23 protein-coding genes and 1 tRNA gene are annotated in these 25,146 nt (G+C 68.3%); 9 read left to right on the forward strand and 15 right to left on the reverse strand.

Annotated elements, in window-relative coordinates; translation table 11 throughout:
- Positions 1 to 125 precede the first annotated feature (125 nt).
- From CRP49_RS44470 to CRP49_RS44495, 8 genes are all read right to left on the reverse strand, one after another.
- Complete coding sequence (locus CRP49_RS44470) at positions 126 to 884, reverse strand: histone-like nucleoid-structuring protein Lsr2 (protein ID WP_097259008.1); 759 nt, start codon at positions 882 to 884, stop codon at positions 126 to 128.
- A 441-nt stretch (positions 885 to 1,325) separates the two neighbouring features.
- Positions 1,326 to 1,658 (reverse strand): hypothetical protein, encoded by a 333-nt coding sequence (locus tag CRP49_RS46665; protein WP_143670117.1) that lies wholly within the window; start codon positions 1,656 to 1,658, stop codon positions 1,326 to 1,328.
- 153 nt (positions 1,659 to 1,811) lie between these two features.
- Positions 1,812 to 2,522 carry a hypothetical protein gene (locus CRP49_RS44475; protein WP_097259009.1) on the reverse strand — a complete coding sequence of 237 codons (711 nt, stop codon included), beginning with the start codon at positions 2,520 to 2,522 and terminating at the stop codon, positions 1,812 to 1,814.
- A gap of 16 nt (positions 2,523 to 2,538) precedes the next feature.
- Positions 2,539 to 2,709, reverse strand: a complete 171-nt coding sequence (locus CRP49_RS47430; protein ID WP_179852050.1) for a hypothetical protein — start codon at positions 2,707 to 2,709, stop codon at positions 2,539 to 2,541.
- Positions 2,702 to 3,109, reverse strand: coding sequence for a helix-turn-helix transcriptional regulator (locus CRP49_RS49505; RefSeq protein WP_179852051.1), 408 nt, complete (start codon positions 3,107 to 3,109; stop codon positions 2,702 to 2,704). Before CRP49_RS49505 ends, CRP49_RS47430 begins: the two co-directional genes overlap by 8 nt.
- Positions 3,110 to 3,363: 254 nt before the next feature.
- Positions 3,364 to 3,891, reverse strand: coding sequence for a hypothetical protein (locus tag CRP49_RS44485; protein WP_097259011.1), 528 nt, complete (start codon positions 3,889 to 3,891; stop codon positions 3,364 to 3,366).
- Entirely contained in the window at positions 3,888 to 4,064 is a 177-nt protein-coding gene (locus CRP49_RS44490) for a helix-turn-helix domain-containing protein (protein WP_257033842.1), read from the reverse strand. The genes CRP49_RS44485 and CRP49_RS44490 overlap by 4 nt, the downstream gene beginning before the upstream one ends.
- A complete protein-coding gene (locus CRP49_RS44495) occupies positions 4,061 to 4,243 on the reverse strand; it encodes a hypothetical protein (protein ID WP_097259012.1) in 183 nt (60 codons plus the stop codon). The genes CRP49_RS44490 and CRP49_RS44495 overlap by 4 nt, the downstream gene beginning before the upstream one ends.
- Positions 4,244 to 4,374: 131 nt before the next feature.
- Here CRP49_RS44495 and CRP49_RS44500 point away from each other — a divergent pair, with 131 nt between their 5' ends.
- Positions 4,375 to 4,926: a hypothetical protein gene (locus tag CRP49_RS44500; RefSeq protein ID WP_097259013.1), complete on the forward strand. Its 552-nt coding sequence runs from the start codon at positions 4,375 to 4,377 to the stop codon at positions 4,924 to 4,926.
- Positions 4,927 to 4,944: 18 nt separating this feature from the next.
- Positions 4,945 to 6,216: a tyrosine-type recombinase/integrase gene (locus CRP49_RS44505; RefSeq protein WP_143670118.1), complete on the forward strand. Its 1,272-nt coding sequence runs from the start codon at positions 4,945 to 4,947 to the stop codon at positions 6,214 to 6,216.
- An 87-nt stretch (positions 6,217 to 6,303) separates the two neighbouring features.
- Here the strand turns inward: CRP49_RS44505 and CRP49_RS44510 are convergent.
- The 4 genes from CRP49_RS44510 to sucC form a co-directional block, all read right to left on the reverse strand.
- Positions 6,304 to 6,391 (reverse strand) — tRNA-Leu (locus CRP49_RS44510).
- Between the two features lie 175 nt (positions 6,392 to 6,566).
- Entirely contained in the window at positions 6,567 to 8,108 is a 1,542-nt protein-coding gene (locus tag CRP49_RS44515) for an aldehyde dehydrogenase family protein (protein ID WP_097259015.1), read from the reverse strand.
- Positions 8,109 to 8,345: 237 nt separating this feature from the next.
- Entirely contained in the window at positions 8,346 to 9,230 is an 885-nt protein-coding gene (gene sucD, locus CRP49_RS44520; protein WP_097259016.1) for a succinate--CoA ligase subunit alpha, read from the reverse strand.
- Between the two features lie 11 nt (positions 9,231 to 9,241).
- A complete protein-coding gene (gene sucC / locus CRP49_RS44525) occupies positions 9,242 to 10,372 on the reverse strand; it encodes an ADP-forming succinate--CoA ligase subunit beta (RefSeq protein WP_097259017.1) in 1,131 nt (376 codons plus the stop codon).
- A gap of 167 nt (positions 10,373 to 10,539) precedes the next feature.
- On the opposite strand from sucC, the gene CRP49_RS44530 reads away from it, so the two are divergent.
- The 5 genes from CRP49_RS44530 to CRP49_RS44550 all read left to right on the forward strand — a co-directional run bounded on the left by CRP49_RS44530 (position 10,540) and on the right by CRP49_RS44550 (position 18,562).
- Positions 10,540 to 12,222, forward strand: a complete 1,683-nt coding sequence (locus CRP49_RS44530; protein WP_097259018.1) for a thiamine pyrophosphate-binding protein — start codon at positions 10,540 to 10,542, stop codon at positions 12,220 to 12,222.
- A 10-nt stretch (positions 12,223 to 12,232) separates the two neighbouring features.
- A complete protein-coding gene (gene frc, locus CRP49_RS44535) occupies positions 12,233 to 13,465 on the forward strand; it encodes a formyl-CoA transferase (RefSeq protein WP_097259352.1) in 1,233 nt (410 codons plus the stop codon).
- A gap of 4 nt (positions 13,466 to 13,469) precedes the next feature.
- Positions 13,470 to 15,614, forward strand: coding sequence for an acetate--CoA ligase family protein (locus CRP49_RS44540; protein WP_097259353.1), 2,145 nt, complete (start codon positions 13,470 to 13,472; stop codon positions 15,612 to 15,614).
- Between the two features lie 121 nt (positions 15,615 to 15,735).
- Complete coding sequence (locus tag CRP49_RS44545) at positions 15,736 to 17,160, forward strand: OFA family MFS transporter (RefSeq protein ID WP_097259019.1); 1,425 nt, start codon at positions 15,736 to 15,738, stop codon at positions 17,158 to 17,160.
- Between the two features lies 1 nt (position 17,161).
- On the forward strand, positions 17,162 to 18,562 hold the full coding sequence (locus CRP49_RS44550; RefSeq protein WP_179852052.1) for an OFA family MFS transporter: 1,401 nt from the start codon (positions 17,162 to 17,164) through the stop codon (positions 18,560 to 18,562).
- An 85-nt stretch (positions 18,563 to 18,647) separates the two neighbouring features.
- On the opposite strand, the gene CRP49_RS44555 is transcribed toward CRP49_RS44550, so the two are convergent.
- The 3 genes from CRP49_RS44555 to CRP49_RS44565 form a co-directional block, all read right to left on the reverse strand.
- Positions 18,648 to 19,325, reverse strand: coding sequence for a GntR family transcriptional regulator (locus CRP49_RS44555; protein WP_097259020.1), 678 nt, complete (start codon positions 19,323 to 19,325; stop codon positions 18,648 to 18,650).
- Between the two features lie 133 nt (positions 19,326 to 19,458).
- The gene (locus CRP49_RS44560) at positions 19,459 to 20,406 is read right to left on the reverse strand and encodes a beta-ketoacyl-ACP synthase III (RefSeq protein WP_097259355.1); all 948 of its coding nucleotides are present in this window, start codon (positions 20,404 to 20,406) and stop codon (positions 19,459 to 19,461) included.
- A gap of 277 nt (positions 20,407 to 20,683) precedes the next feature.
- Positions 20,684 to 22,015, reverse strand: a complete 1,332-nt coding sequence (locus CRP49_RS44565) for an OFA family MFS transporter (RefSeq protein WP_097259021.1) — start codon at positions 22,013 to 22,015, stop codon at positions 20,684 to 20,686.
- 241 nt (positions 22,016 to 22,256) lie between these two features.
- Between CRP49_RS44565 and CRP49_RS44570 the strand changes: the two genes are divergently transcribed.
- Both CRP49_RS44570 and CRP49_RS44575 read left to right on the forward strand, forming a co-directional pair.
- Complete coding sequence (locus tag CRP49_RS44570) at positions 22,257 to 23,228, forward strand: 2-dehydropantoate 2-reductase (RefSeq protein WP_097259022.1); 972 nt, start codon at positions 22,257 to 22,259, stop codon at positions 23,226 to 23,228.
- Complete coding sequence (locus CRP49_RS44575) at positions 23,225 to 25,144, forward strand: molybdopterin oxidoreductase family protein (RefSeq protein WP_097259023.1); 1,920 nt, start codon at positions 23,225 to 23,227, stop codon at positions 25,142 to 25,144. The genes CRP49_RS44570 and CRP49_RS44575 overlap by 4 nt, the downstream gene beginning before the upstream one ends.
- Positions 25,145 to 25,146 lie beyond the last annotated feature (2 nt).

Below are 25,146 nucleotides of genomic sequence, written 5' to 3' on the forward strand. Positions count from 1 at the left end.
GGGCGTGCAGTCACCCTTGGAAGGCTTGCTCCCTGCCCCGTATCCCGTGGCGCTCTTCCAGGCGCTCAGGTCAGTGGGCCGGGGATGACGGCCGCAGTCAGCGGCCGTCACAGTGGGCGCGGCGCTCAGGCCGCTATTCCTTTTCCCTCCGACGCTTCCTTGTGCGTCAGTTCGTATGCGTGCCTCACGTTGGCCGGGATTCTGCCCTTTGTGGGCACGGTGAAGCCGTTCTCTCGTGCCCAGGCTCGTACAGCACGGTTCCGCTCACGCTCACTCATCCCGGAACGGTCCACCTTGACAGGGGCCGGAAGCGGGTCGTTTCCAATCAGTTCACCGGCCCGAATCGCGTCACGGAACCGGCCCGGCTTCCGCACGTCCATTACAGGAATGCCACGCTCGGAAGCGTCACGCAGCTTGGTCGCATTCCGGTCGCCACCATCGCCCAGGATGAGCAGGACCGTGCTCTCATCGGCCCGCCCCACTACCTCGTAGCCCATGCGGCGAACGGCGTCACGAGCATCCGTCCAGTCGTAACCCGGAACCTCTCCGGCCAGCATCACGGACGGGACCGGCTCAGGGCCGGGCTCCGCCACGGGCGCCGCATCCGGCTTCGGCTCCGGCTCCGGCTCTGGCTCTGGCTCTGGCTCCGAGACAGGTTCCACAACCGGCAGAGTCTCAGGCTCAACCGGTCCACCCTTGGCACTCTCAGGCACACCAAGTGCGTCCATCAGGTACCTGCCGAATGCAAAATCGTGATCTGCGCAGAGATCCCACACATGCGCGCCAAGAGTGAGCGTAGTGGTCGCCGCTTCTTCAGACCCATCACGCGCTATGTGGGCGTCGCACAGAACCTTTTCCACGGGCATGAGCACGGTCTTACGCATAGCGCTGCATTCCTTTGCTAGGGCGGAAGTCTCAACGGGTTTCCGGAGCGTTGCTCTGACGGTTTCCCCGCTTGAAAACCATTCTTCCGTACCCCTATCACGGAACGGTAACTATAGAATTTCTTACGCATTACTCAAATGTTTACGAACCCGGGGGTAATAGGGGATTCGATAAAGAAAGGACCCACCGGGGGTGCCTCCCTTCCATCGCGTTTGCCAATCAAATCCCCAAAGCCTCGGAACGGCACACATAACACTTCTTCGACTGGTGCTTCAATTCGTCGTCCCAGGGCTTCACTTTTCCGGTCAGTTGCCAGCCGATGTGAATAGCGAACTCCTGGACGCATCCCGGGCACTGGGGCTCATCCCACGGACACTCGAAGCCAGCCCGGTGTATGCCGTCGTGGGCGCCTGCGGCCCCGGCCTTGGCCGCTCGCCTGCTCATTCGTCCCCCTCAAAGGCCCAACCCAGCCGCTTCATGCCGTCAGCTGTCAGGCCAAGAGATGTGGCCAACTGTCGGAATTCAGTCAGATGGTCACGGGTGGCAGTGCCATCGAGGATCTTGCCATAATAGGTCAGCATGACCGCCACAGTCGGGACGTAGGACTCATCCCAGCGTGCTGACTGGGGGCTGCTCCACCATTGGTGCCACTGCTCGCATTCAGCATCCGACCATTCCCGCACGGAGGGAAGATCAGGAACGGGAAGGCCATGGTCGTTCGGCAGCACATCAAGCCCCTTATAGCGGGAGTGCGGCGAGTTCGGGTTACGCATCCTAGGCATGCTTCCTCCGGGAGAAACGGACAGTCACGGCCGGCTGGGCCGTGCGTAATCGACGGGCAGCGAAGAGGATCGGGCCCCCGCATGAGCGAGGGCCCGAGAAAATCGAGAATCAGGAACAGTAACGGCTGTGCGCACATTTCCCGGTTAAACGGCATCCTCCTCGGGCGGCGCGACAAAGTCTCCGAACTCAGCCCGGTTGCCTCGGTACTGGTCGATCAGGCCCAGATCCTTGGCACTCTCGAAGGCAAGTCGGCCGTCTGACGTGGTCCGCCAGGCGTTCACCTCTTCCCCGAGAGCCCCTGAGAATCCTCGCCACTTCGGCCGGGTCAGCTCTCCCCCGGTTGCGGCCCACAGAAAGCGGCTGACGCTGCCTGCCAACTGTGCGCGTGCCGCTTCCGCCTTGGCGATTGCGGTCCGGTACTGCTTCAGTGCCCGCTCAGACTGCTCGAACCCCTGGCGGGCCAGTTCCGGCAGTTCCTTCACAATGGCATCCGTTACTGCCGATTCGGCCTGCTCCACAGCACGGGCTAGGGCAGGCTCTATGCGCTCATACTCCTTGACTCTGGAACGGACCTCGGCCAGATACTCATCCCGATCAGGAAGCGATCGGCCGTCGGCTACGGCCTGCATCTCCTGCTCCCTGAGTTCCCTATCCGCCTTGCGCAACGCGGGAACGTAGTAATCACGCGACGCGCGGCCGTGGTTGTCATCGATGTACTGGCGAGCGCAGTCCGCATTCTCCATTCTGTACTTACGGTGGCGTTCCTCCAGCGCGTCACGCTTGCGAATCAGTTCCAGAGTCTCGTCAGAGAGCTGGAATGCAGACAGGTCAAATCCCCTGTGAATGATGGTCATCGGGTCTCCTCGAATATCAGTTACGGCCGAACAGCAGGTCATCAAAATGGCCCGCACGTCGGGCCTCGGCAATCTGCTCCGGCGACATGTGTGCGAGATCGTCCCGCGTGTACTGCGCGGGCCTGGCCTCCTGCATCGCCGTCAAAATCTCGTCTCGGATCAATGCGCGCATCGGGTCATCAGTCATTGTTGTTCTCCTTGGCTATTCGGTGAATCTCGGCAAGCTGAATCGCTCGCACCGCGTTCTCGTCCCCTTCGGCCTGTTCCACCAGGGCAAGGAGCGGCACACACAGGCTGCGGCTAACGCGGATGAGCGTTCGCAGATTCGGGGAGGTCTCCCCAGACTCCCACCGGTACACGGTGGAGGGGGCGACCATGATTTCACCCGCCAGTTCCTCGACAGACAGGCCGAGAGCGAGACGACGGGTAGTGAAGTAATGGCGATTGAATATGGGGGACTCCTGTTGGTCCTTCGCAGAGAAGCGAAAAAGTGGGGTGGCTGCGCGCCAGCCTTGGCCGCGCTCCGACGCGAGGAGTTTTCCTCCCGTACCCTGCCCCGGGGAGGAAAAACCGCAGTGGCTGAGCAAGGCTGAGGAAGACTCGACAGTATCGAGGCGGAGACGAGATCCGATTCCCCGAGCGTCAGCGAGGCAACGGACAAACTAAACCCGTCCGGGCCATGAGAGGCCCGTTCCGGTACTTCACTGAACTGGATCAGGTAACAAAATGCCGCCCCCATGAAAGAGGGCGGCCTCTTGACGTAAAAGGAGCAGCCAGGGCTCAGACCGCCCCGGCTGGAGTCAACCTTATTTAAGAAGGGGCGTAGGACTCGCCCTTGGTATCAAGCGGCCGAGGGCGCCGTTTCGTTAACGCCTTCCTCGATGCTCATCCGGATGTTCTCGGCCCAGACCGCAGAGGGGAACGGGCTGCCGCCCCTGGCGATGTTGTCGCATTCTGCCTCCCAACGCTGGGCGTCCTCTGCGGCATTGAACAGCCAGTCACCGTGTCTGCCGTCCCACGGGATGTTGTGCCCATGCGTTGCGCACTCCTCCCGCTTCCGTTTCGACGGTGCGTCCATCGCTGCGACAGTGGACGGAATGAGCAGGCATCGAGCCGAGGATGACGGGGCCAGCAGTCCCGCCCTGGCCAGATTGAGCCGTGCTTGCCGGTATCGGCTTGGGTTGTAGGGCTCCCCCTTCTCGTTGGTCAGGATGAGTTGCAATTCGCCGGAACCCAACGGCGCATGCCCGCCCCGCTGCATGCGGTCCAGAGCCAACAGCCACATACGCGTTTCCAGGTGGAGGACGGCGCTGCCGATCGCGGGGTTGGAGTGTTCCGGCCGGTAGACCTTCGCAAAGTGGTAGCTCACTCGGCCCCCTGCTCGTCCAGCCAGCGGTCAAGATCCGTAGGGCGGCACCGAAGCGACTGCCCGACCTTGCGGAACGGAATCTGTTCGGCCTTCCAGTTCCCGTACACCCATCCCTTGGGCTTGTTCAGGTAGTCGGCCACGTCGTCAACGGTCATGAGCTTGCGGGTGATCAATTAGTCACCCCCGCGCGCCGCTTCAGAAGAGCAAGGTGCGCCCTCACCGTGTCGTAAATCATGTGAGCGCCATCGATGGTGAGTTCTCCTGCGTGCAGAGCCGTGATGATGCCGTCTTGGTAAGCCCCGATGACTTCGTCAGCAAATTCCTCGTTGAGCTTGCGGTAATTGATCTTCACGGCGTGCACTCCCTGTCGGTCCGGTGGGCGGCCGGTTCTGCCCGTTGCTGACCGGCCTACTTCCAGATGTACGCCTGGCCACCCTGACTGTCAAACCTAGGTATGTCCACCCGGGGTGTTATGGTGAGGGTGTGAGTGAACACATCGAGATCACCCAGGACGTAGGACCGTGGCGCGTACTCATGCGCTGGGCCGCCAACGCCGACCCGGCCAGCGGCCCCACACGCGTGCTGATCACCCCGCACCCGGACGCCGATCCCGCCACCACACAAGGCGGCGTGGCCTCCACAGTGCTGCGACAGATCGACTTCAAAAAGGCAGGAGACCAGTTCCGTGTCGCCCGGCCGGCCGACTCTGAGCAGCAGGTCACGCAGGACACAGAGGCAGAGGCGCTGCGGTGGCTGCTCGGTAATGAAGGCATCTCGGATGCCTACCTGGCGTTCCTCGCCGAGTCCTACGTCCGGGCCGTTGCACGGGCCGTGCCCAACGTCACGGCGCACCTGGCCGAACTAACCCACAAGCGTCCCGAGACGATCCGGGGCCACCTCAAAGAGGCCCGGAAGCGGGATCTGCTGACCACCGTGCCCGGCAAGGCCGGGGGGCAGCTCACCCCCAAGGCAAGGGAGATCACGACAGGCGAATACCTCGACAAGGTCACTGACTACCTCATGGGCAACGAGTAGAAGGGCAAACCGTCACACGTGGCAAAGCGCGGTAACGGGCTCGGGGGGACTCCGGTGGAGATCCCGCGCAAGGGCAGACCGAACACCTGGGGTGTGCGCACCCCGCTCCATTTCAACAAGGCGACAGGGAAGAAGGAGCGCTACTGGATCGGTCGGGAGTACCCGACCAAGACCGCAGCAGAGAAGGCGCTGCGGGAGTGGCACAGCAACTACGAGGCGGGCAAGATCGCGGCCCGCTCTGACATGAAGCTGGGTGACTGGCTCGACAAGTGGCTGTCGAATCTCAGGAAGGAGGGAACGACCGTGGCCGGGTACGAGGCGAAGATCCGTCTGCACATCAAGCCGCACATCGGCAGTGTGAAGCTGTGCGAAGTCACCGACGACACGCTTGATGATCTGTACCGGCTGCTGGAGACCGCGCCGTGCCCGACCAACAAGGGCAAGCCGCTCGGGGCCAAGAGCGTCCGGCACGTGCACAACATCCTCTCCGGCGCTCTCGGGGCCGCCGTGCCCAAGCTGATCCCCGCCAATCCGGCGGCGACGGCGCACCCGCCTACGTCGCGGGAGATACGGGCGCAGGAGCAGAGGTACCCCACCGTGGACGATGGCCAGACGGCCCGCTTCCTGGCTGCCGTGTGGGAGCCGTGCGGGAACCGGGGCTGTGACGGTGGTCTGACCCATCACTGCCTTCGGGATGCTCCGCTGTGGACCGTCTACGCGGCTACCGGTGTCCGGCGCAGTGAGGCGCTGGGGATGAAGTGGTCTCTCGTGAAGTGGGAAGAGGGGGCCATCCAACTGGGCTGGGTCGTGGTCGAAGAGGGCAACACCTACCGTCTCCGCAAGCTCACCAAGGATGGCGACGACAACGCGGTGATCTACGTGGATCAGTCCGTGATGAACGTCCTGAAGTGGCAGAAGGAACGGCAGGATGCCGAGCGTGCACGGCTCGGCTCCGCGTGGGTGGATCACGACCTGGTGTTCGCCCGGGACGGCTTCAAGCTGTACCGGGGCGAGGCTGGAGGGCCGCAGGACCCCGAGAAGGTGTCGGCACGCTGGCGCACCCTGCGCAACCGTCTGCACCTGCCCGACGACTTCCGGATTCACGACTGGAGGCACAGCAAGGTCACGAACGACCTGGAGGCCGGAGAGAACCCTGTAGAGGTCTCCGCCAACGTCCGGCACCACTCGCCGGGCTACACCATGGCCAAGTACGGCCACTCTCGTAAGGACGGAGCGCGGAAGCTCGCCGCCTCCGGTGCGGGCCGACTCGGCCTGTCATCCCTGGTCTGACCTGGGGAATCTCCAGGCTGTTGGTCACGTGGTTGGACACGCACATTCCTGGAAAGCAGAAAACCCCTGATCAACAGGGGTCTTAGCTGGTGTCCGAGGGGGGACTTGAACCCCCACGCCCGATAAAGGGCACTAGCACCTCAAGCTAGCGCGTCTGCCATTCCGCCACCCGGACTAGGTGTCTGTCGCCTTGCGGGGGCTGTTCCCCGCGGCGACATGGACAACAATACCAAGGTTTCGGAGTGCGTTTCACCTGCGTATCCGTCCCGTGGAGCGGTGGCCGGGGCGCCTGGAGCACCCCGGCCGCGGTTCATACCTGACGTGACGGAATGCGTACGGTCCGCACCCGATCAGGGCATGAGCTGGTACTCCGGGAAGTTCCCGGGCAGCCGCTCCCCCGCCGGGCCCCGGGTGACGGCCCGCACCAGCAGCTCGCCGCCGACGAAGGCGCCGCGCCAGGAGGCGCCGAACCCGCCGAACAGCTCGTCGCGGTCCCCGCGGGAGCGGGGCGTGCCGTGGCCGACCTTGAAGGCGCGGATCTGCGGCGCCAGCCTCTCGAACGTGGCCCTGTCGTCCGTGGAGAGCGTCGCGACCAGGGCGCCGTTGGAGGCGTTCATCGCGGCCAGCAGCTCCGCCTCCGTGTCGACCAGGACAATGGTGTCGACCGGCCCGAAGGGTTCCGCGTGGTGGAGCGGGGAGGAGCGGGGCGGGTTGAGCAGGGTGACCGGGTGGACGTAGGCGGAGGTGTCCTGGCCGGGCAGGAAGTGGGCGTCGGCCTCCTTGCCGCGGTACAGGGGGACGGCGCCGCGGTCGATGGCCTCCGTGACCTGGTCGCGCAGCTCCTTGGCTTTGGCCGCGTTGATCACCGGGCCGAAGTCCAGCTCCGGGCACGGGTCGCCGCTTTGTTCCACCGCCAGGGGGTGGCCGACCCTGAGCCTGCGGACCGCCGGCAGGTACGCCGAGAGGAACGCGTCGAAGAGGTCACGCTGGACCACGAAGCGCGGGTAGGCCGTGCACCGCTGCTTGCCGTAGTCGAAGAGTTTCGGGACGACCGCGGTGAGCGTGTCCCAGTCCGAGTAGTTCCAGATACCCCAGGTGTTCAGGCCCTCCTGCTCCAGTACGTGCCGTTTGCCGAGGTCGGCGACGGCCGTGGCGACGGCGGCGCCGGTGTCGCGGCCGCCGACGAAGGAGACGCAGCCGATCTCGGGCGCGCGCACCAGCGCCTGGGACAGCTCGCCCCCGCTGCCGCTGACCAGGGTGACGGGGATCCCCTCGCGGGCGGCGAGCGCGCAGGCGAGGGTCAGGCAGGCGACCCCGCCGTCGGTCGGGGTCTTGGCGATGACCGCGTTGCCCGCGAGCGCCTGGACCAGCAGGGCGTGGGCGAGGACGCTCATCGGGTAGTTCCAGCTCGCGATGTTGGACACCGGGCCGTCCAGCGGTGCCCGGCCGGCGAGCATCGGCTCGATGCCGTCCACGTACCAGCGCACCCCGTCGATCGCGCGGTCGACGTCTGCCTGGGCGAGCCGCCACGGCTTGCCGATCTCCCAGACGAGCAGCAGTGCGAGGAGTTCGCGGTGGTGCGTGAGCGCGTCGAGGGTGGCGGCGACCCGGGCCCGGCGTTCGGCCGGCGGGATGTGCCGCCAGGCGCGGTGCTGGTCGAGCGAGGCCCGCACGGCCTGCCGGGCGGTGGCCCGGTCCAGCCGGGGCGGGCCCGCGATGGGGGTGCCGTCGACCGGACTGATGGCGGGCAGCGCCCGGCCGTCCGCGTGCCAGGCGGCGTCCCAGAGGTTGAGGACACGGTCGTCCCGGAACGCCTCGGGCGCGGCGGCGAGACAGCGCTGCCAGGCCTCGGCCCAGGACGTTCCGGCTTTGAGGGTGAGGGTGAGTGCCATTCGGATACTCCGCTCTCGGTGCACGGTCGAGAGGAAAGGGCCGCGGGACCTTCCTTGGACCCGTGGGCCTTCCTTGGAAGGGTGGTTGGCGGAGGGTGCAGGAGGTGCGGGGCCGTCCGGCGCACGGCTCGCACCGTCGTGCGCCGGACGTCTTGCGCGGGAGCCGCGGTCAAGACCGAAGAAGGTATCGACGGACCGGGGAAGCCGACAGTCACCGAACACGAACTATGAGTGAAGTCACTGCGCTCCGGTAAGCCGGGCGAGGACGAGTGCCGCCGTCTCGGTCGGGGTCCTGCCCACCTGAACGCCGGCCGCCTCCAGCGCCTCCTGCTTGGCACGGGCCGTGCCCGCCGAGCCGGAGACGATGGCGCCCGCGTGGCCCATGGTCCGGCCCTCGGGTGCGGTGAACCCGGCGATGTAGCCGACGACCGGCTTGGTGACGTGCTCGCGGACGTACGCGGCCGCGCGTTCCTCCGCGTCGCCGCCGATCTCCCCGATGAGGACGACGAGTTCGGTGTCGGGGTCGTCCTGGAACGCGGCGAGGCAGTCGATGTGGCTGGTGCCGACGACGGGGTCACCGCCGATGCCGACGCAGGTGGAGAAGCCGATGTCGCGCAGCTCGTACATGAGCTGGTAGGTGAGCGTGCCCGACTTGGAGACGAGCCCGACGGGGCCCGGCTTGGTGATGTCGGCGGGGATGATGCCCGCGTTGGACTGGCCGGGGGTGATCAGGCCGGGGCAGTTGGGCCCGATCACGCGGGTACCGCGTTCGGCGGCGTACGTGGTGAAGGCGACGGTGTCGTGGACCGGGATGCCCTCGGTGATGACGACGGCGAGGGGGATGCGGGCGTCGGCGGCCTCGGTGACGGCCGCCCTGGCGAAGGCGGGCGGGACGAAGACGACGGTGACATCGGCTCCGGTCGACCGCATACCGTCGGCTACCGACCCGAAGACGGGAACGACCTGCCCGTCGAAGTCGACGGTCCGCCCGGCCTTGCGCGGGTTGACGCCGCCGACGACGTTCGTGCCGGCCGCGAGCATGCGCCGGGTGTGCTTCATGCCCTCGCCGCCCGTCATGCCCTGGACGAGGACCTTGCTCTCCTTGGTGAGGTGGATGGCCATGTTCCCTCTCCTCAGGCGGTGCGGGCGAGTTCGGCGGCCCGGCGGGCGGCGCCGTCCATGGTGGTGGCCCGTTCGACCAGCGGGTGCGCGCGCTCCTGGAGGATCGCGCGGCCGCGGGCGGCGTTGTTGCCGTCGAGGCGGACCACCAGCGGCTTGGTCAGCCGGATGCTGTCGACAGCCGCCACGATCCCGTCGGCGACCGCGTCGCAGGCGGTGATCCCGCCGAAGACGTTGACGAAGACGGACTTCACGGCCGGGTCGGAGAGGATCACCGAAAGGCCGTCGGCCATGATCCGGGCGGAGGCGCCGCCGCCGATGTCCAGGAAGTTGGCGGGCCGCGCACCGCTGCCGGCGACCACGTCGAGGGTCGACATGACCAGGCCCGCGCCGTTGCCGATGATGCCGACCTCGCCGTCGAGCTTGACGTAGTTGAGGCCGCGGGCGGCGGCCGCCGCCTCCAGCGGATCGTGGTGCTCCTGCGTCCCGTCCCCCCAACGTGCCTGTCGGAAGCGGGCGTTGTCGTCCAGGGTGACCTTGCCGTCGAGGGCGAGGATGTGCCCCTGGGCGGTGCGCACGAGCGGGTTGACCTCGACGAGCAGCGCGTCCTCGCGGACCAGCACCTGCCACAGCCGTACGAGGACGTCGACGGTCTGCGGCGGCAGCCCGGCCGCCTCGGCGATCTGACCCGCCTTGGCGGAGGTGACGCCCTCGGCCGGGTCGATGGGGATCCGCGCGACCGCTTCCGGCCGGGTAGCGGCCACCTCCTCGATCTCCATGCCGCCCTCGGCCGAGGCGATGGCGAGGAAGCGGCCCGCCGCGCGGTCGAGGACGTAGGAGACGTAGAACTCGCTGTCGATGTCGACGGGTTGGGCCAGCATCACCTTGCCGACCGTATGGCCCTTGATGTCCATGCCGAGGATCTGACGTGTCGTCAATTCCGCTGCGGCCGGGTCGGCGGCGAGTTTCACACCGCCCGCCTTGCCCCGGCCGCCGGTCTTGACCTGCGCCTTCACTACGACCCGGCCGCCGAGCCTGCGGGCGATCTCGCGGGCCTCCTTGGGTGAGTCCGTCACCTCGGCCCTCGGCACCAAGACGCCGTGTTCCTCGAAGAGTTCCCTTGCCTGGTGTTCGTACAGGTCCATTCCGGCTCCTGTCTTGAAAGTGCCGCACGCCCCCTGGACACCACCCACTGGATGCGGGATAACAAGCTTCATACAGTATTCGTCGACTGTATGCAATGTACTGCCGACAGTCGACGACGTACGACGAGTGTGTTCCCAACCCCGTACGAAGGGACAAGGACCTCGCCATGCCCGACGACACCCAGGACGTGATCTCCGGTGGTCATCTCGTTGCCAAGGCACTGAAGGCGGAGGGGGTCGACCGCATCTACACCCTGTGCGGCGGCCACATCATCGACATCTACGACGGCTGCGTCGACGAGGGCATAGAAGTCGTCGACGTACGCCACGAGCAGGTGGCCGCCCACGCCGCCGACGGCTACGCCCGCATCACCGGCAAGCCGGGCTGCGCGGTCGTCACCGCCGGTCCGGGGACGACCGACGCCGTCACCGGGGTCGCCAACGCCTTCCGCGCGGAGTCGCCGATGCTGCTGATCGGCGGCCAAGGGGCGCTCACCCAGCACAAGATGGGGTCACTCCAGGACCTGCCGCACGTCGACATGATGGCGCCGATCACCAAGTTCGCGGCGACCGTACCCGACACCGCGCGCGCCGCCGACATGGTGTCCATGGCGTTCCGCGAGTGCTACCACGGCGCGCCCGGCCCCTCCTTCCTGGAGATACCGCGCGACGTACTGGACGCCAAGGTCCCGGCGGACAGGGCGCGCATACCGAAGGCCGGCGCCTACCGCGCCTCGACCCGCTCGGCCGGCGACCCGGAGGCCGTCGAGAAGCTCGCCGACCTGCTGGTGCACGCCGAGAAGCCCGCGATCCTGCTGGGCAGCCAGGTGTGGACGACCCGCGGCACCGAGGCCGCCATCGACCTGGTCCGCACCCTGAACATCCCGGCGTACATGAACGGCGCCGGACGTGGCACCCTCCCGCCCGGGGACCCGCACCACTTCCAGCTCTCCCGCCGGTACGCCTTCTCCAACGCCGACGTCATCGTGATCGTCGGCACCCCGTTCGACTTCCGCATGGGCTACGGCAAGCGCCTCTCCCCCGACGCCACGGTCGTACAGATCGACCTGGACTACCGGACCGTCGGCAAGAACCGGGACATCGACCTCGGCATCGTCGGCGACGCCGGTCTGGTGCTGAAGTCGGTGGCCGAGGCGGCCTCGGGACGCCTCAACGGGGGCGCGTCGAAGCGCAAGGAGTGGCTGGACGAGCTGCGCGCCGCCGAGCAGACCGCCCTCGAGAAGCGGCTGCCGAGCCTCCGGTCGGACGCCTCGCCCATCCACCCGTACCGCCTGGTCAGCGAGATCAACGACTTCCTCACCGAGGACTCGATCTACATCGGCGACGGCGGCGACATCGTCACCTTCTCCGGGCAGGTCGTGCAGCCCAAGTCCCCCGGCCACTGGATGGACCCGGGCCCGCTCGGCACCCTCGGCGTCGGCGTGCCCTTCGTGCTCGCCGCCAAGCAGGCACGCCCCGACAAGGAGGTCGTGGCCCTGTTCGGCGACGGCGCGTTCTCCCTCACCGGCTGGGACTTCGAGACCCTCGTCCGCTACGACCTCCCGTTCGTCGGCATCGTCGGCAACAACTCCTCGATGAACCAGATCCGTTACGGCCAGGCCGCCAAGTACGGCAAGGAGCGCGAGCGGGTCGGCAACACCCTCGGCGACGTGGCGTACGACAAATTCGCGCAGATGCTGGGCGGTTACGGCGAGGAGGTCCGCGACCCGGCCGACATCGGCCCCGCACTGCGCCGGGCCCGCGAGTCGGGCAGGCCGTCGCTGATCAACGTCTGGGTCGACCCGGACGCGTACGCCCCCGGAACCATGAACCAGACCATGTACAAGTGAGGTGACCCCGGTGACCAACAAGGCACTGACCGGCATCCGCGTCCTGGACATGACGCACGTGCAGTCCGGTCCCTCCGCCACCCAGCTGCTCGCCTGGCTCGGCGCCGACGTCGTCAAGCTGGAGGCGCCGAGCGGCGACATCACCCGCAAGCAACTGCGGGACCTGCCGGACGTCGACTCGCTGTACTTCACGATGCTCAACTGCAACAAGCGGAGCATCACGCTGAACACCAAGACCGAGCGCGGCAAGGAGATCCTCACCGAGCTGATCCGGCGCTCGGACGTCATGGTCGAGAACTTCGGGCCGGGCGCGGTCGACCGGATGGGGTTCACCTGGGACCGGATCAGGGAGATCAACCCTCGGATCGTCTATGCCTCCATCAAGGGGTTCGGGGACGGCCCGTACACCGACTTCAAGGCGTACGAGGTCGTCGCGCAGGCCATGGGCGGGTCGATGTCGACCACCGGTTTCGAGGACGGGCCGCCGCTGGCGACGGGGGCCCAGATCGGGGACTCGGGCACGGGCGTCCACGCCGTGGCGGGGATACTCGCGGCGCTGTACCAGCGGGAGCACACCGGGCGCGGTCAGCGGGTCAATGTGGCCATGCAGCACGCCGTGCTCAACCTCTGCCGGGTGAAGCTGCGCGACCAGCAGCGCCTGGCACACGGCCCGCTCGCCGAATATCCCAACGAGGACTTCGGCACCGAGGTTCCCAGGTCCGGCAACGCGTCCGGCGGCGGTCAGCCCGGCTGGGCCGTCAAGTGCGCGCCGGGCGGCCCGAACGACTACGTGTACGTCATCGTGCAGCCCGTCGGCTGGCAGCCGATCAGCGAACTCATCGGCCGGCCCGAACTCGCCGGCGACCCCGAGTGGGCGACGCCCGAGGCCCGGCTGCCGAAGCTGAACAAGATGTTCCAGCTGATCGAGGAGTGGTCGTCCACGCTCCCCAAGTGGGAGGTGCTGGAGAGGCTGAACGCGCACAACATCCCGTGCGGGCCGATCCTGTCCACCAAGGAGATCATCGAGGACGAGTCGCTGGCCGCCAACGAGATGGTGGTGCGCGTCCCGCACCCCGAGCGCGGCGAGTTCGTCACGGTCGGCAGCCCGCTCAAGCTCTCCGACTCCCCCGTCGAGGTGACCGGTTCACCGCTGCTCGGCGAGCACAACGCAGAGGTCTACATCGGCGAACTCGGCCTCAACGACGACGAGTTGCGCCTGTTGAAGTCGAACGGAGTGATCTGACGTGATGGCCGAAGACCGGGTGCTGAAGGTGCGCTCGCTCCTCGACGCCGTGCGGGCCGAGGGCCGTACCGCGCTGACCGCGCCCGAGGGCAAGGTGATCGCCGACGCGTACGGGATCGCCGTACCCGGCGAGGAGCTGGCGACCGACGTCGACGAGGCCGTGGCGTACGCGGCACGCTTCGGCGGGCCCGTCGTGATGAAGATCGTCTCCCCGGACATCCTGCACAAGACCGACGCCGGCGGTGTGGTCGTCGGGGTGGAGGGCGCGGCGGACGTACGGGCCGCGTTCCACCGGATCATCGAGAACGCGCGGGCGTACGACGCGGACGCACGCATCAAGGGCGTGCAGGTGCAGGAGCTGCTGCCGCAGGGGCAGGAGGTCATCGTCGGCGCAGTCACCGACCCCACGTTCGGGAAGGTCGTGGCGTTCGGGCTCGGCGGGGTGCTGGTCGAGGTGCTGAAGGACGTGACGTTCCGGCTCGCGCCGGTGTCGGCCGACGAGGCGCTGTCGATGCTCGACTCCATCCGGGCGGCGGAGATCCTGCGCGGGGTGCGCGGGCAGTCGGGCGTGGACCGGTGGGCGGTCGCCGAGCAGATCCGGCGGGTGTCCCAACTGGTCGCCGACTTCCCGGAGATCGCCGAGGTGGACCTCAACCCGGTGATCGCGACGGCGGAGGGAGCGGTCGCCGCCGACATCCGGGTGATCCTCGCCGAGAAGCAGCCGGTACCGAGGAGGACGTACACCCGCGACCAGATCCTCACGTCCATGCGCCGGCTGATGCAGCCCTCCTCCGTCGCCGTCATCGGCGCCTCCAACGAGCAGGGCAAGATCGGCAATTCGGTGATGCGCAACCTCATCGACGGCGGTTTCTCCGGGGAGATCCACCCGGTGAACCCCAAGGCCGATGACATTCTGGGCCGCAAGGCGTACAAGAGTGTCACGGACGTTCCCGGTGAGGTGGATGTGGCCGTCTTCGCCATTCCCGCCCAGTTCGTGGCCGCGGCCCTGGAGGAGGTGGGACGGAAGAAGATCCCCAACGCCGTCCTCATCCCGTCCGGTTTCGCGGAGACCGGCGAGCACGAACTCCAGGCGGAGATCGTGCGGATCGCCGAGCGGCACGGCATCCGCCTGCTCGGCCCGAACATCTACGGCTACTACTCCACCTGGCAGGACCTGTGCGCCACGTTCTGCACGCCGTACGACGTGAAGGGGGGCGTGGCGCTGACCTCGCAGTCCGGTGGCATCGGCATGGCCATCCTGGGCTTCGCCCGCACCACGAAGACGGGCGTGTCGGCGATCGTCGGCCTCGGCAACAAGTCGGACCTGGACGAGGACGACCTGCTGACCTGGTTCGGCGAGGACCCGCACACCGAGTGCATCGCCATGCACCTGGAGGACCTCAAGGACGGGCGGGCGTTCGTGGCGGCGGCCCGCGCGACCGTGCCGAAGAAGCCGGTCGTGGTGCTGAAGGCGGGCCGTACGGCGGCGGGCGCGAAGGCGGCCGGTTCGCACACCGGGGCGCTCGCGGGCGACGACGCGGTGTACGACGACATTCTGCGGCAGGCGGGCGTCATCCGGGCGCCGGGCCTGAACGACATGCTGGAGTACGCCCGCGCCCTCCCCGTCCTGCCCGCTCCCCAGGGCGACAACGTCGTGATCATCACCGGGGCGGGCGGCAGCGGCGTGCTGCTGTCCGACGCGGTGACCGACAACGGGCTGTCCCTGATGGAGATCCCGCCCGACCTGGACGAGGCGTTCCGCCGGTACATCCCGCCGTTCGGGGCGGCCGGCAACCCCGTGGACATCACCGGGGGCGAGCCGCCGTCGACGTACGAGGCGACGATCCGGCTCGGCCTGGAGGACCCGCGGATCCACGCGCTCGTCCTCGGCTACTGGCACACCATCGTCACCCCGCCGATGGTGTTCGCCGAACTGACCGCGCGCGTGGTCGCCGAGTTCCGCGAGCGGGGCGTCGAGAAGCCGGTCGTGGCGTCTCTCGCGGGGGACGTCGAGGTCGAGGAGGCCTGCCAGTACCTGTTCGAGCGGGGGGTCGTGGCGTACCCGTACACCACCGAGCGGCCGGTGGCCGTGCTCGGCGCGAAGTACCGGTGGGCGCGGGCGGCAGGACTGTTGGGGGGCGGTTCATGAGGTGAGTGAGGAGGGCCCGGCCGACGGTGCGCGTCGGCCGGGCCCGGGACCCGTGCGCGCACGAAAGGCATTGGACAGGGGGCGCTGGCCAGAGCTTTCGACGCAAGGGGTGCTAGCAGGGATGAGAACCACCGACTGCACGACGTCCGTCCCCTACCGGGAGGTGACGGACCGCAACGGCCGCGTGTACCGGATCGGCGAGTCGGACGTCGATCTGATGGGCCGGACCCGGAAGTGGATGGTCGTCCTGCCCTGGGTGGGCATGATGGGCATCAGCTCCGCCGAGTACGCGTTCACGTCGGCGGAGGACACGCTCCACGAGGCGCATCTGTGGAGCAGTGGGCACATCTTCTGGCTGCTGGGCGTCTGGGTGTTCTTCCAGGCGGCCGTGGCCTTTCCGGCCGGGCGGCTGCGGGAGAGCGGACGGCTTCCCGCCCGTACGGCCATGCTGATCGGCGCGGTGGGCACGCTGCTGGGTTATCTGGCGCTGGCGTTCGCGCCGAACGTGGTCGTCGTCTATCTCGGCTTCGGCATGTGCAGCGGCATCGGCGCGGGCCTGGTCTACGCGACCTGCGTGAACATGGTCGGCAAGTGGTATCCGGAGCGCAAGGGCGGCAAGACGGGCTTCGTGAACGGCGGTTTCGCCTACGGGTCCGTGCCGTTCGTGTTCCTCTTCACCTCGGTGCTGGACCTGAGCAACTACCGGGTGCTGCTGGCCTCGGTCGGTGTCGGACTGTGTCTGGTGGTGGCCTCGGCGGGCTGGTTCTTCAAGGACCCGCCGATGAACTGGTGGCCGCCGCACGTCGATCCGCTCAAGGCCACCGAAGACCCCAGGATCCGGCGGGCGTTGGAGAAGAACCCGCCGGCGATCAAGCAGTACACGCCGAAGGAGGCAGCCCGCACGCCCGTGCTGTGGATGATGTGGTTCTGTCTGCTGTGCACGGCAGGCATCAACATCTTCGGCATCGCCTTCCAGGTGCCGTTCGGCAAGGACATGGGCTTCGCCGGCGGGATCGTGGCCACGGCGATGTCCCTGAAGGCCATCGTGAACGGCACCGGGTGCGGGGTCATCGGCTGGATCTCCGACCTCCCCCACGCTCGAACAAACTCGCGCGGGGGCACCCCCATCGGCCGCCGCAACACGCTGATCATCGTGTGTCTGGTGCTGGGTGCCGCGCAGTTCGGGGTGCTGGTCTCGGGCCAGATGGGCAGCGTGCCGTTCTTCCTGTTCTGCTCGATGGTCTCCGGGTTCGGCGGCGGGGCGATCTTCCCGCTGTTCGCGGCCATGACGGCGGACTACTTCGGTGAGAACAACAACGCCACCAACTACGGGATGGTCTACAGCTCGAAGCTGATCTCGGGCCTGGTCGGCTCCGGTCTGGGCGCGGTCGTCGTCGGCGAGTGGGACTACCACGGCGCGTTCGTCCTCGCGGGCTCCATCGGCCTGGCCTCCGCAGTGCTGGCCCTCTTCCTCAAGGCACCGGGCAGGCCGAACGCCCGGCGCATCGTCCCCAACCCGCACCCGCTCGGCGAGGAGATGGCGTGACATGACGGCAGACCCGATAGCCACGAACAGCACCGGCGCAGGCGCGCGGCCGTACCGTGAAGTGACCGACGCGCACGGGCGCGTGTACCGGATCGGGGAGAGCGACCGGGACATCCTCGGCCACTCCCGCAAGCTGATGGTGTACCTGCCGTGGATCGCCATGATGGCGATCAGCGTCTTCGAGTACGCCTACGGCTCCGCGGAGGACACCCTCTCCCACGCGCACGGCTGGACGCAGTCCAACACCTTCTGGATCCTGAGCGTCTGGGTGTTCTTCCAGGCCGGCATCGCCTTCCCGGCGGGCTGGCTGCGGGAGAAGGGAATCCTGACCGCGCGCCGGGCGATGTACACGGGGTCCGGGATGTGCCTGGTCGGCTTCCTCGCCCTCTCGCACCTCGGCAACGTGTGGCTGGCGATCCTCGGCTTCGGCGTGGTCGGCGGGATCGGCGCCGGGCTGGTGTACGCGACGTGCATCAACATGGTCGGCAAATGGTTCCCCGAACGGCGCGGCGCCCGCACGGGCTTCGTCAACGGCGGCTTCGCGTACGGCTCCCTGCCGTTCATCTTCATCTTCAACTACGCGTTCGACACAGCGAACTACCACCCGGTCCTGGACCTCATCGGCTGCTACATCATGATCGTGGTCCTCGCCACGGCGTTCTTCTTCAAGGACCCGCCGAAGAACTGGTGGCCGGCCGACATCGACCCCCTGACGTTCTCCGGTGACACCAAGAACGCGACAAGCCTCGCCAAGAACCCCCCTGCCGTACGGCAGTTCACGCCTCGGGAGGCCATCCGCACGGGCATGCTCCCGCTGATGTGGATCTCCATCGTGATGACCGCCGGAGTCTCCATCTTCGGTATCTCGTTCCAGGTCGACTTCGCCAAGGACGTGGGCTTCGGCCCGCTGGTCGCGGCCTCCTCGATGGGCGTGATGGCGGTCATCAACGGCGTCGGCCGGGGTGTCGTGGGCTGGCTGTCCGACCGCTGGGGCCGCAAGCCGACCCTCGTGTTCGTCATCGTCGTCCTGGGTCTGGCCCAGTTCGGGGTGATCTGGGCGGGCGACATCAAGAGCGAGTGGCTGTTCCTGTTCTTCGCCTTCCTCTCCGGCTTCGGCGGCGGCGCCTTCTACCCGCTCTTCGCCGCACTCACCCCGGACTACTTCGGCGAGAACTACAACGCCACCAACTACGGCCTGGTGTACAGCGGCAAACTCGTCAGCGGCCTGTTCGGCGGCGGCCTGGGCTCGATGGTGGTCGGCGCCTGGGGCTACAACGGGGCGTACGCACTGGCCGGTTGCGTGTCGATGGTGGCAGCGGCCATCGCCCTGCTGCTGCGGCAGCCGGGCCGGGACAGCGGAGCGGCGGCCGTACCGGGGGTGAGCCTGCGGACCTCGTCCTGACAACAGGACCTCCCGCTGCTCCACCCAGGACAACGGTGAGCAGGCCCGAGAAGCCCCCGGAGGTGTCTCCGGGGGCCTCTCGAGCTCAGGCGTTGTTGCTCTCGTGGTACGACCGCCGCGTGTGCTCCGTGTGCTCGCGCATCAGGTGGGTGGCGCGCTGTGCGTCGTTGAAGGCGATCGCGGTGATCAGCTCGCGGTGCTCGATCCACGACTGCCGGCCGCGCTGCCGCGCCACCGGCGTGTAGTACCAGCGAACCCGGCGGTCGACCTGGGCGGCCAGTTCGGCGAGGACCGTGTTGCCCGCCATCTCCATCACCTTGGCGTGGAAGGCCGCGTTGAGGGCGACGGCACGGTCCACGTCCTCGGCCGCGACCGCCTTCTCACCCTCGGTGCAAAGCTCCTCCAGGGCGTTGATGCCCGCCTTGTCGGCGTTGATGGCTGCCAGTCGGGCGGCCTCCGCCTCCAGGAGGGTGCGGACGGTCAGGAGTTGGTCGGCCTCCTCCTGGGTGGGCTCGTGGACGAACGCGCCCTGGGCGGGGCGCAGGTCGACCCAGCCCTCGGTGTTGAGCCGCTGCAGCGCCTCGCGGACCGGCTGCCGGGAGACGCCCAGGTGTCCGGCGAGTTCGCTCTCGACCAGGTGCTGGCCGGGCTGCAGGGCGCGGGTGGTGATCAGCTCCAGCAGTGCCTCGTAGACACGGTCGCGCAACGGGCCGGGCCGTTCCAGCTTGGGCACGGCTCCCTGCGGCAGTCCGGTCGGCAACATCGCGGTCCCCCTCCTGGTCGGGCAGCCGTAGACAGCAGCCTGTATGCAGTACACGGTGGACTGCCCACTATGGATTGTCTTTCGTCTACAGTCTACGGTGCACAAAAGCCAGAGGCAGCGGGAGTCGAGTACGTCACGGGCACCGTACGACCTGCCCGGCGTACGACAGGTTGCCGCCGAAGCCGAACAGCAGGGCCGGGTCGCCGCTGCGGACCGCACCCTGTTCGATCAGCTTGGACAGCGCGAGCGGAATGCTGGCCGCCGAGGTGTTGCCCGATTCGGTGACGTCGCGGGCGATCACGGCGTTGACGGCGCCGATCTTCTGCGCGAGCGGCTCGATGATGCGCAGGTTGGCCTGGTGCAGCACCACCGCGGCGAGGTCGGCGGGTTCGATGCCGGCCTTCTCGCAGGCGCGCCGGGCGATGGGCGGCAGCTGGGTGGTGGCCCAGCGGTAGACGCTCTGCCCCTCCTGCGCGAACCGGGGCGGCGTGCCCTCGATGCGCACCGCGTTGCCCATCTCCGGCACCGACCCCCACAGCACCGGCCCGATCCCCGGCTCCTGCCCCGGCGCGCACGCCTCGATCACGGCGGCCCCGGCGCCGTCGCCGACCAGGACGCAGGTGGTGCGGTCGCTCCAGTCGGTGACCTCGGACATCTTGTCGGCGCCGATCACCAGCGCGCGGCTCGCGGCGCCCGCCCGGACGGTGTGGTCGGCGGTGGCCAGCGCGTGGGTGAAGCCGGCGCAGACAACGTTGACGTCCATCGCGGCCGGCTGCGGGATGCCGAGGCGGGCGGCCACCCGGGCGGCGGTGTTCGGGGAGCGGTCGATCGCCGTGGACGTGGCCACCAGCACCAGGTCGATGTCCTGGGCGGTGAGCCCGGCGGCGGCCAGGGCCTTGGCGGCGGCGTGCGCGGCGAGTTCGTCGACCGGTTCGTCCGGGCCCGCGATGTGCCGGGTCCGGATGCCCACCCGGCTGCGGATCCACTCGTCACTGGTGTCGACCATGCCCGCCAGGTCGTCGTTGGTGAGCACCTTGGCGGGCTGGTAGTGACCGATGGCGGCGATGCGCGTGCCGTGCATGTCGGGGATCCCCTTGTTGCCGTGGGTAGCGGGATCCACCAGTCTGATCAGTGACTCGCGAGTACGACGGCAGGTGAAGCCACAGGAATCGCGCGCCCGGGTTGTCGGCTTCCCTCAGACGCTCGGACGCCCGAGCACTCACCCCGTGAACAGCTGTGTCGCCTTCTGTACCAGCTCGTACACCCCGTAGGCGAGGGGCGCCCCGACCCACAGCCAGGCGAGGGCGATCAGGGCGGTGGGGGTCCCCCCGCTCGAGCGAAGCCGAGAGTGGGGGAGGCTAGGCGGCGGGCTGCTGTCGCTGGTCATCGGCGGCCTCCCTCTGGGCGGGGATGTGGTGGCGGGCATGGACGGGGCGGACGAGCTCGTTGGCGACGAAGCCGATGACGATCAGGCCGATCATGATGCCGAAGGACAGCCCGTACAGCGCCGAGCCGTGCTTCCCGGCCTCCTTCTGCCGGTCGGCGATCCAGTTGACGATCAGCGGGCCGAGCACCCCGGCCGTGGACCAGGCGGTGAGCAGCCGGCCGTGGATGGCACCGACCTGGTACGTGCCGAAGAGGTCCTTCAGATAGGCGGGGATCGTGGCGAAGCCGCCGCCGTAGAAGGAGAGGATCACCAGCGCGCACAGCACGAACAGGGGCTTCGCCGAGTCCCCGACCAGGGCGATCAGCAGGTACATCAGCGCGCCGACGCCGAGGTAGACGCGGTAGATGTTCTTGCGCCCGATGAGGTCGGAGGTGAACGACCAGCCGATCCGGCCGGCCATGTTGGCGGCCGACAGGAGCGCGACGAATCCGGCGGCCGCGGAGGCCGACACGGGGGTGGAGCTGTCCGCGAAGAAGTCCGTGATCATCGGTGCGGCCTTCTCCAGGATGCCGATGCCGGCCGTCACGTTCATGCACAGGACGACCCACAGGCACCAGAACTGCGGGGTGCGCACCGCGCTGCGGGCGGACACCTGCACACCGCCGACCACGGCCGGTACGCCCTCGACGGGCCTCTCGGTGCGTGGCACGCGCACGAGGAGCACGCCGAGCGTCATGAAGACGGCGTACGACAGCCCGTGCACGAGGAAGGCGAGCGCGATCCCGGAGTGGTCGGTGCCGAAGGACTCGAGCATCTGCGCCGACCAGGGCGAGGCGATCAGCGCGCCGCCGCCGAAGCCCATGATGGCGATGCCGGTGGCCATGCCGGGCCGCTCCGGGAACCACTTGATCAGGGTGGAGACGGGCGAGATGTAGCCGATGCCGAGGCCGATCCCGCCGACGAAGCCGTAACCGAGGACGATCAGCCAGAACTGCTTCGTCTGGGCGCCGAGCGCGGAGATCAGGAAGCCGGAGGAGAAGCAGACGAGGGCCACGGTCATCGCCCAGCGCGGCCCGTTGCGCTCGACGAGCGTGCCGCCGAACGCGGCCGACAGTCCGAGCATCACGATCGCCAGCTGGAAGGGCAGCGCGCTCTGGGTGCCGTCGAGCTTCAGCGCGGACTCGAGGGGCGGCTTGAACACGCTCCAGGCGTAGGCCTGGCCGATGGACAGGTGGACGGAGAGGGCGGCGGGCGGGACGAGCCAGCGGCTCCAGCCCGGGGGTGCCAGTGGGGGGCTGCTCATGAACCCCGAACGGTAGGGCGGGCCGCGGGAGTTGAGAAGGCGCAGGGTCGACCGTATGCGGTGAACGGTATGCGGAATGCGCTCAACGGTCGCCGCACGACCCTTGCTGGCGCGTAGCTCCATACTGTAGACAATATTTCGTCGACAGGATTCAGCCGTCGGGCTGACTGCCGGCCCTCACAGGTTCCGGATCCTCCTCCCCCACCTCCGCGGTATCCCTCAAACCGAACGGAGTGCTCCCGTGAAAGTCGCAGTCCTCGGCGCCGGTGCGATCGGCGCCTACGTCGGTGCCGCGCTCCACCGCGCGGGCGCCGATGTGCACCTCATCGCCCGTGGACCGCATCTCGCGGCCATGAGGCAGCACGGCGTACGCGTGCTCAGCCCGCGCGGCGACTTCACCGCGCACGCCCACGCCACCGACGACCCGGCCGAGGTCGGCCCGGCCGACTTCGTCTTCCTCGGGCTGAAGGCCAACGCGTACGCGGCGTGCGGGCCGCTGATCAAGCCGCTGCTGCACGAGCGCACGGCGGTGGTGGCCGCCCAGAACGGCATCCCGTGGTGGTACTTCCACCGGCACGGCGGCCCCTACGACGGCCACCGCGTCGAGAGCGTCGACCCGGGCGGCGCCGTCAGCGCCGTCCTCGCGCCCGAACGGGCCGTCGGCTGCGTCGTCTACGCCGCGACCGAACTCCAGTCGCCGGGTGTCGTACGGCACCTGGAGGGCACCAGGTTCTCCGTCGGCGAGCCCGACCGCAGCATCTCCCCGCGCTGTCTCGACTTCAGCGAGGCGATGAGGGCCGGCGGCCTGAAGTGCCCGGTCGAGCAGGACCTGCGCGGCGACATCTGGGTCAAGCTGCTCGGCAACATCTCCTTCAACCCGATCAGCGCCCTGTCCCGCGCCACGATGCGGCAGATGTGCCTGCACGGCGGCACCCGCCGGGTCATCGAGACGATGATGCGCGAGACCCTCGCCGTCGCCGAGGCGCTGGGCTGCGAGGTCGGCGTCTCCATCGAACGGCGGCTCGCGGGCGCGGAACGCGTCGGCGACCACCGCACCTCCACGCTCCAGGACCTGGAGCGAGGCAAGCCGCTGGAACTCGACGTGCTGCTCGCGGCCGTCGTCGAGCTGGCGGAGATCACCGGCGTGCCGGTGCCCACCCTGCGCACGGTGCACGCCATCTCGGACCTGCTCGCGCTGAGGAGCGCCGCATGAGGAACCGGCAACCGAAGACGTACACCCGGCTCACCCGCCCCCTGGTGCGCGACTCCCGCGACGAACCGTTCCGGGAGGCGAGCTGGGAGGAGGCGCTGGACCGGGCCGCGCGAGGCCTCGACCGGCACCGGGGGGCGTTCGGGATGTTCTCCTGTGCCCGCGCCACCAACGAGATGAACTATGTGGCGCAGAAGTTCGCCCGGGTCGTGATGGGCACCAACAACGTCGACTCCTGCAACCGGACGTGCCACGCACCCAGCGTCGCGGGTCTGTCGGCCGCCTTCGGCTCCGGCGGCGGCACGTCGTCGTACGAGGAGATCGAGCACACCGACGTCATCGTCATGTGGGGCTCCAACGCCCGCTTCGCCCACCCGATCTTCTTCCAGCACGCGCTGAAGGGGATCAGGAACGGCGCCCGGATGTACGCGGTAGACCCGCGTCGGACGTCCACCGCCGAATGGGCCGAGAGCTGGCTCGGGCTGAACGTCGGCACCGACATCCCGATGGCGCACGCGATCGGCCGGGAGATCATCCACGCGGGCCTGGTCAACGAGGCGTTCGTCGAGCGGGCGACCTCGGGCTTCGAGGAGTACCGCAAGCTGGTGGAGCCCTGGACACTGTCACTCGCCCAGAAGGTGACGGGCGTGCCGGCCCGCGCCATCAGGGAGTTGGCTCACGCCTACGCCCGGGCCGAGCGGGCCCAGCTGTGCTGGACGCTCGGCATCACCGAGCACCACAACGGCACCGACAACGTCCGCGCCCTGATCAACCTGTCCCTGCTCACCGGCCATGTCGGCCGGTACGGCTCCGGACTGCAGCCGCTGCGCGGGCAGAACAACGTGCAGGGCGGCGGCGACATGGGCGCGATCCCCAACCGGCTGCCCGGCTTCCAGGACATCCTCGACGCGGACGTCCGGCTGAAGTTCGAGTCGGCCTGGGACACCGTCATCCAGCCGCACTACGGGCTGAACCTGACGGAGATGTTCGAGGCGATGGAGGAGGGCTCGCTGCGGGCCGTGTACTGCATCGGGGAGAACCCGGCGCAGTCGGAGGCCGACAGCGAGCAGGCCGTACGGCGGCTCAGGGTGCTGGACTTCCTCGTGGTGCAGGACATCTTCCTGACGAAGACCGCCGAGTTGGCGGACGTGGTGCTGCCCGCCACCGCGGGCTGGGCGGAGACCGACGGCACCACCACCAACAGCGAGCGGCGAGTTCAGCGCGTCCGGCGTGCGGTCACCCCGCCCGGCGAGGCCCGCGAGGACATCGACATCATCTGCGAGCTGGCGGCCCGGCTCGGCCACGACTGGAAGTACGCCGACGCCCAGGCCGTCTGGAACGAGCTGCGCTCGGTGTCGCCGGACCACTACGGGATGACGTACGAGCGGCTGGCGGAGCACCAGGGCATCCAGTGGCCGTGCCCGAGCACCCAGCGGCTCGAACCCACCTATCTGCACGGCCGGTTGTGGGAGAAGACCCCCGAGAGGCGGGGAGCGGCGGCACCCTTCGGGCTGGTGCAGCACGATCCGCCGGTGGACCTCACGGACGAGGAGTACCCGATCCGGCTCACCACCGGCCGGCGCCTGGACTCGTACAACACCGGTGTGCAGAGCGGTGGTTTCGCCTCTCCGCTCAGGCGCGGCGAGTACGTCGAGCTGTGCCCGGAGGACGCCGAGCGGTACGGGGTCGTGGTCGGCGAGGAGGTGCGGGTGTCCTCGCGGCGCGGGTCGGTGGTGGCGCCGGTGTGGGTCGACACCGCGCTGCGGCCCGGCCTCGCCTTCATGACCATGCACTTTCCCGACGAGGTGGACACCAACCAGCTGACGATCGAGGCGAACTGCCCGATCGCGGGGACGGCGGAGTTCAAGGCGTCGGCGATCCGGATCGAGAAGCTGCCGGCCGTTACGTACGTGAGGTGAGG

The sequence above is a fragment of the Streptomyces sp. Ag109_G2-15 genome, assembly GCF_900215565.1.
Lineage (GTDB): Bacteria > Actinomycetota > Actinomycetes > Streptomycetales > Streptomycetaceae > Streptomyces > Streptomyces diastatochromogenes.

Bases quoted from the DNA above. Each gene is read 5' to 3' on its own strand.
- CRP49_RS47430 (WP_179852050.1), bottom strand. From the start codon at position 2,709: ATGACTGATGACCCGATGCGCGCATTGATCCGAGACGAGATTTTGACG.
- CRP49_RS44565 (WP_097259021.1), bottom strand. From the start codon at position 22,015: ATGAGCAGCCCCCCACTGGCACCCCCGGGCTGGAGCCGCTGGCTCGTC.
- CRP49_RS44515 (WP_097259015.1), bottom strand. From the start codon at position 8,108: ATGGCACTCACCCTCACCCTCAAAGCCGGAACGTCCTGGGCCGAGGCC.
- CRP49_RS44475 (WP_097259009.1), bottom strand. From the start codon at position 2,522: ATGACCATCATTCACAGGGGATTTGACCTGTCTGCATTCCAGCTCTCT.
- CRP49_RS44555 (WP_097259020.1), bottom strand. From the start codon at position 19,325: ATGTTGCCGACCGGACTGCCGCAGGGAGCCGTGCCCAAGCTGGAACGG.
- sucC (WP_097259017.1), bottom strand. From the start codon at position 10,372: ATGGACCTGTACGAACACCAGGCAAGGGAACTCTTCGAGGAACACGGC.
- CRP49_RS44575 (WP_097259023.1), top strand. From the start codon at position 23,225: ATGAGGAACCGGCAACCGAAGACGTACACCCGGCTCACCCGCCCCCTG.
- CRP49_RS44560 (WP_097259355.1), bottom strand. From the start codon at position 20,406: ATGCACGGCACGCGCATCGCCGCCATCGGTCACTACCAGCCCGCCAAG.
- CRP49_RS44550 (WP_179852052.1), top strand. From the start codon at position 17,162: ATGACGGCAGACCCGATAGCCACGAACAGCACCGGCGCAGGCGCGCGG.
- CRP49_RS44540 (WP_097259353.1), top strand. From the start codon at position 13,470: ATGGCCGAAGACCGGGTGCTGAAGGTGCGCTCGCTCCTCGACGCCGTG.
- sucD (WP_097259016.1), bottom strand. From the start codon at position 9,230: ATGGCCATCCACCTCACCAAGGAGAGCAAGGTCCTCGTCCAGGGCATG.
- CRP49_RS44545 (WP_097259019.1), top strand. From the start codon at position 15,736: ATGAGAACCACCGACTGCACGACGTCCGTCCCCTACCGGGAGGTGACG.
- CRP49_RS46665 (WP_143670117.1), bottom strand. From the start codon at position 1,658: ATGCGTAACCCGAACTCGCCGCACTCCCGCTATAAGGGGCTTGATGTG.
- CRP49_RS44470 (WP_097259008.1), bottom strand. From the start codon at position 884: ATGCGTAAGACCGTGCTCATGCCCGTGGAAAAGGTTCTGTGCGACGCC.
- CRP49_RS44530 (WP_097259018.1), top strand. From the start codon at position 10,540: ATGCCCGACGACACCCAGGACGTGATCTCCGGTGGTCATCTCGTTGCC.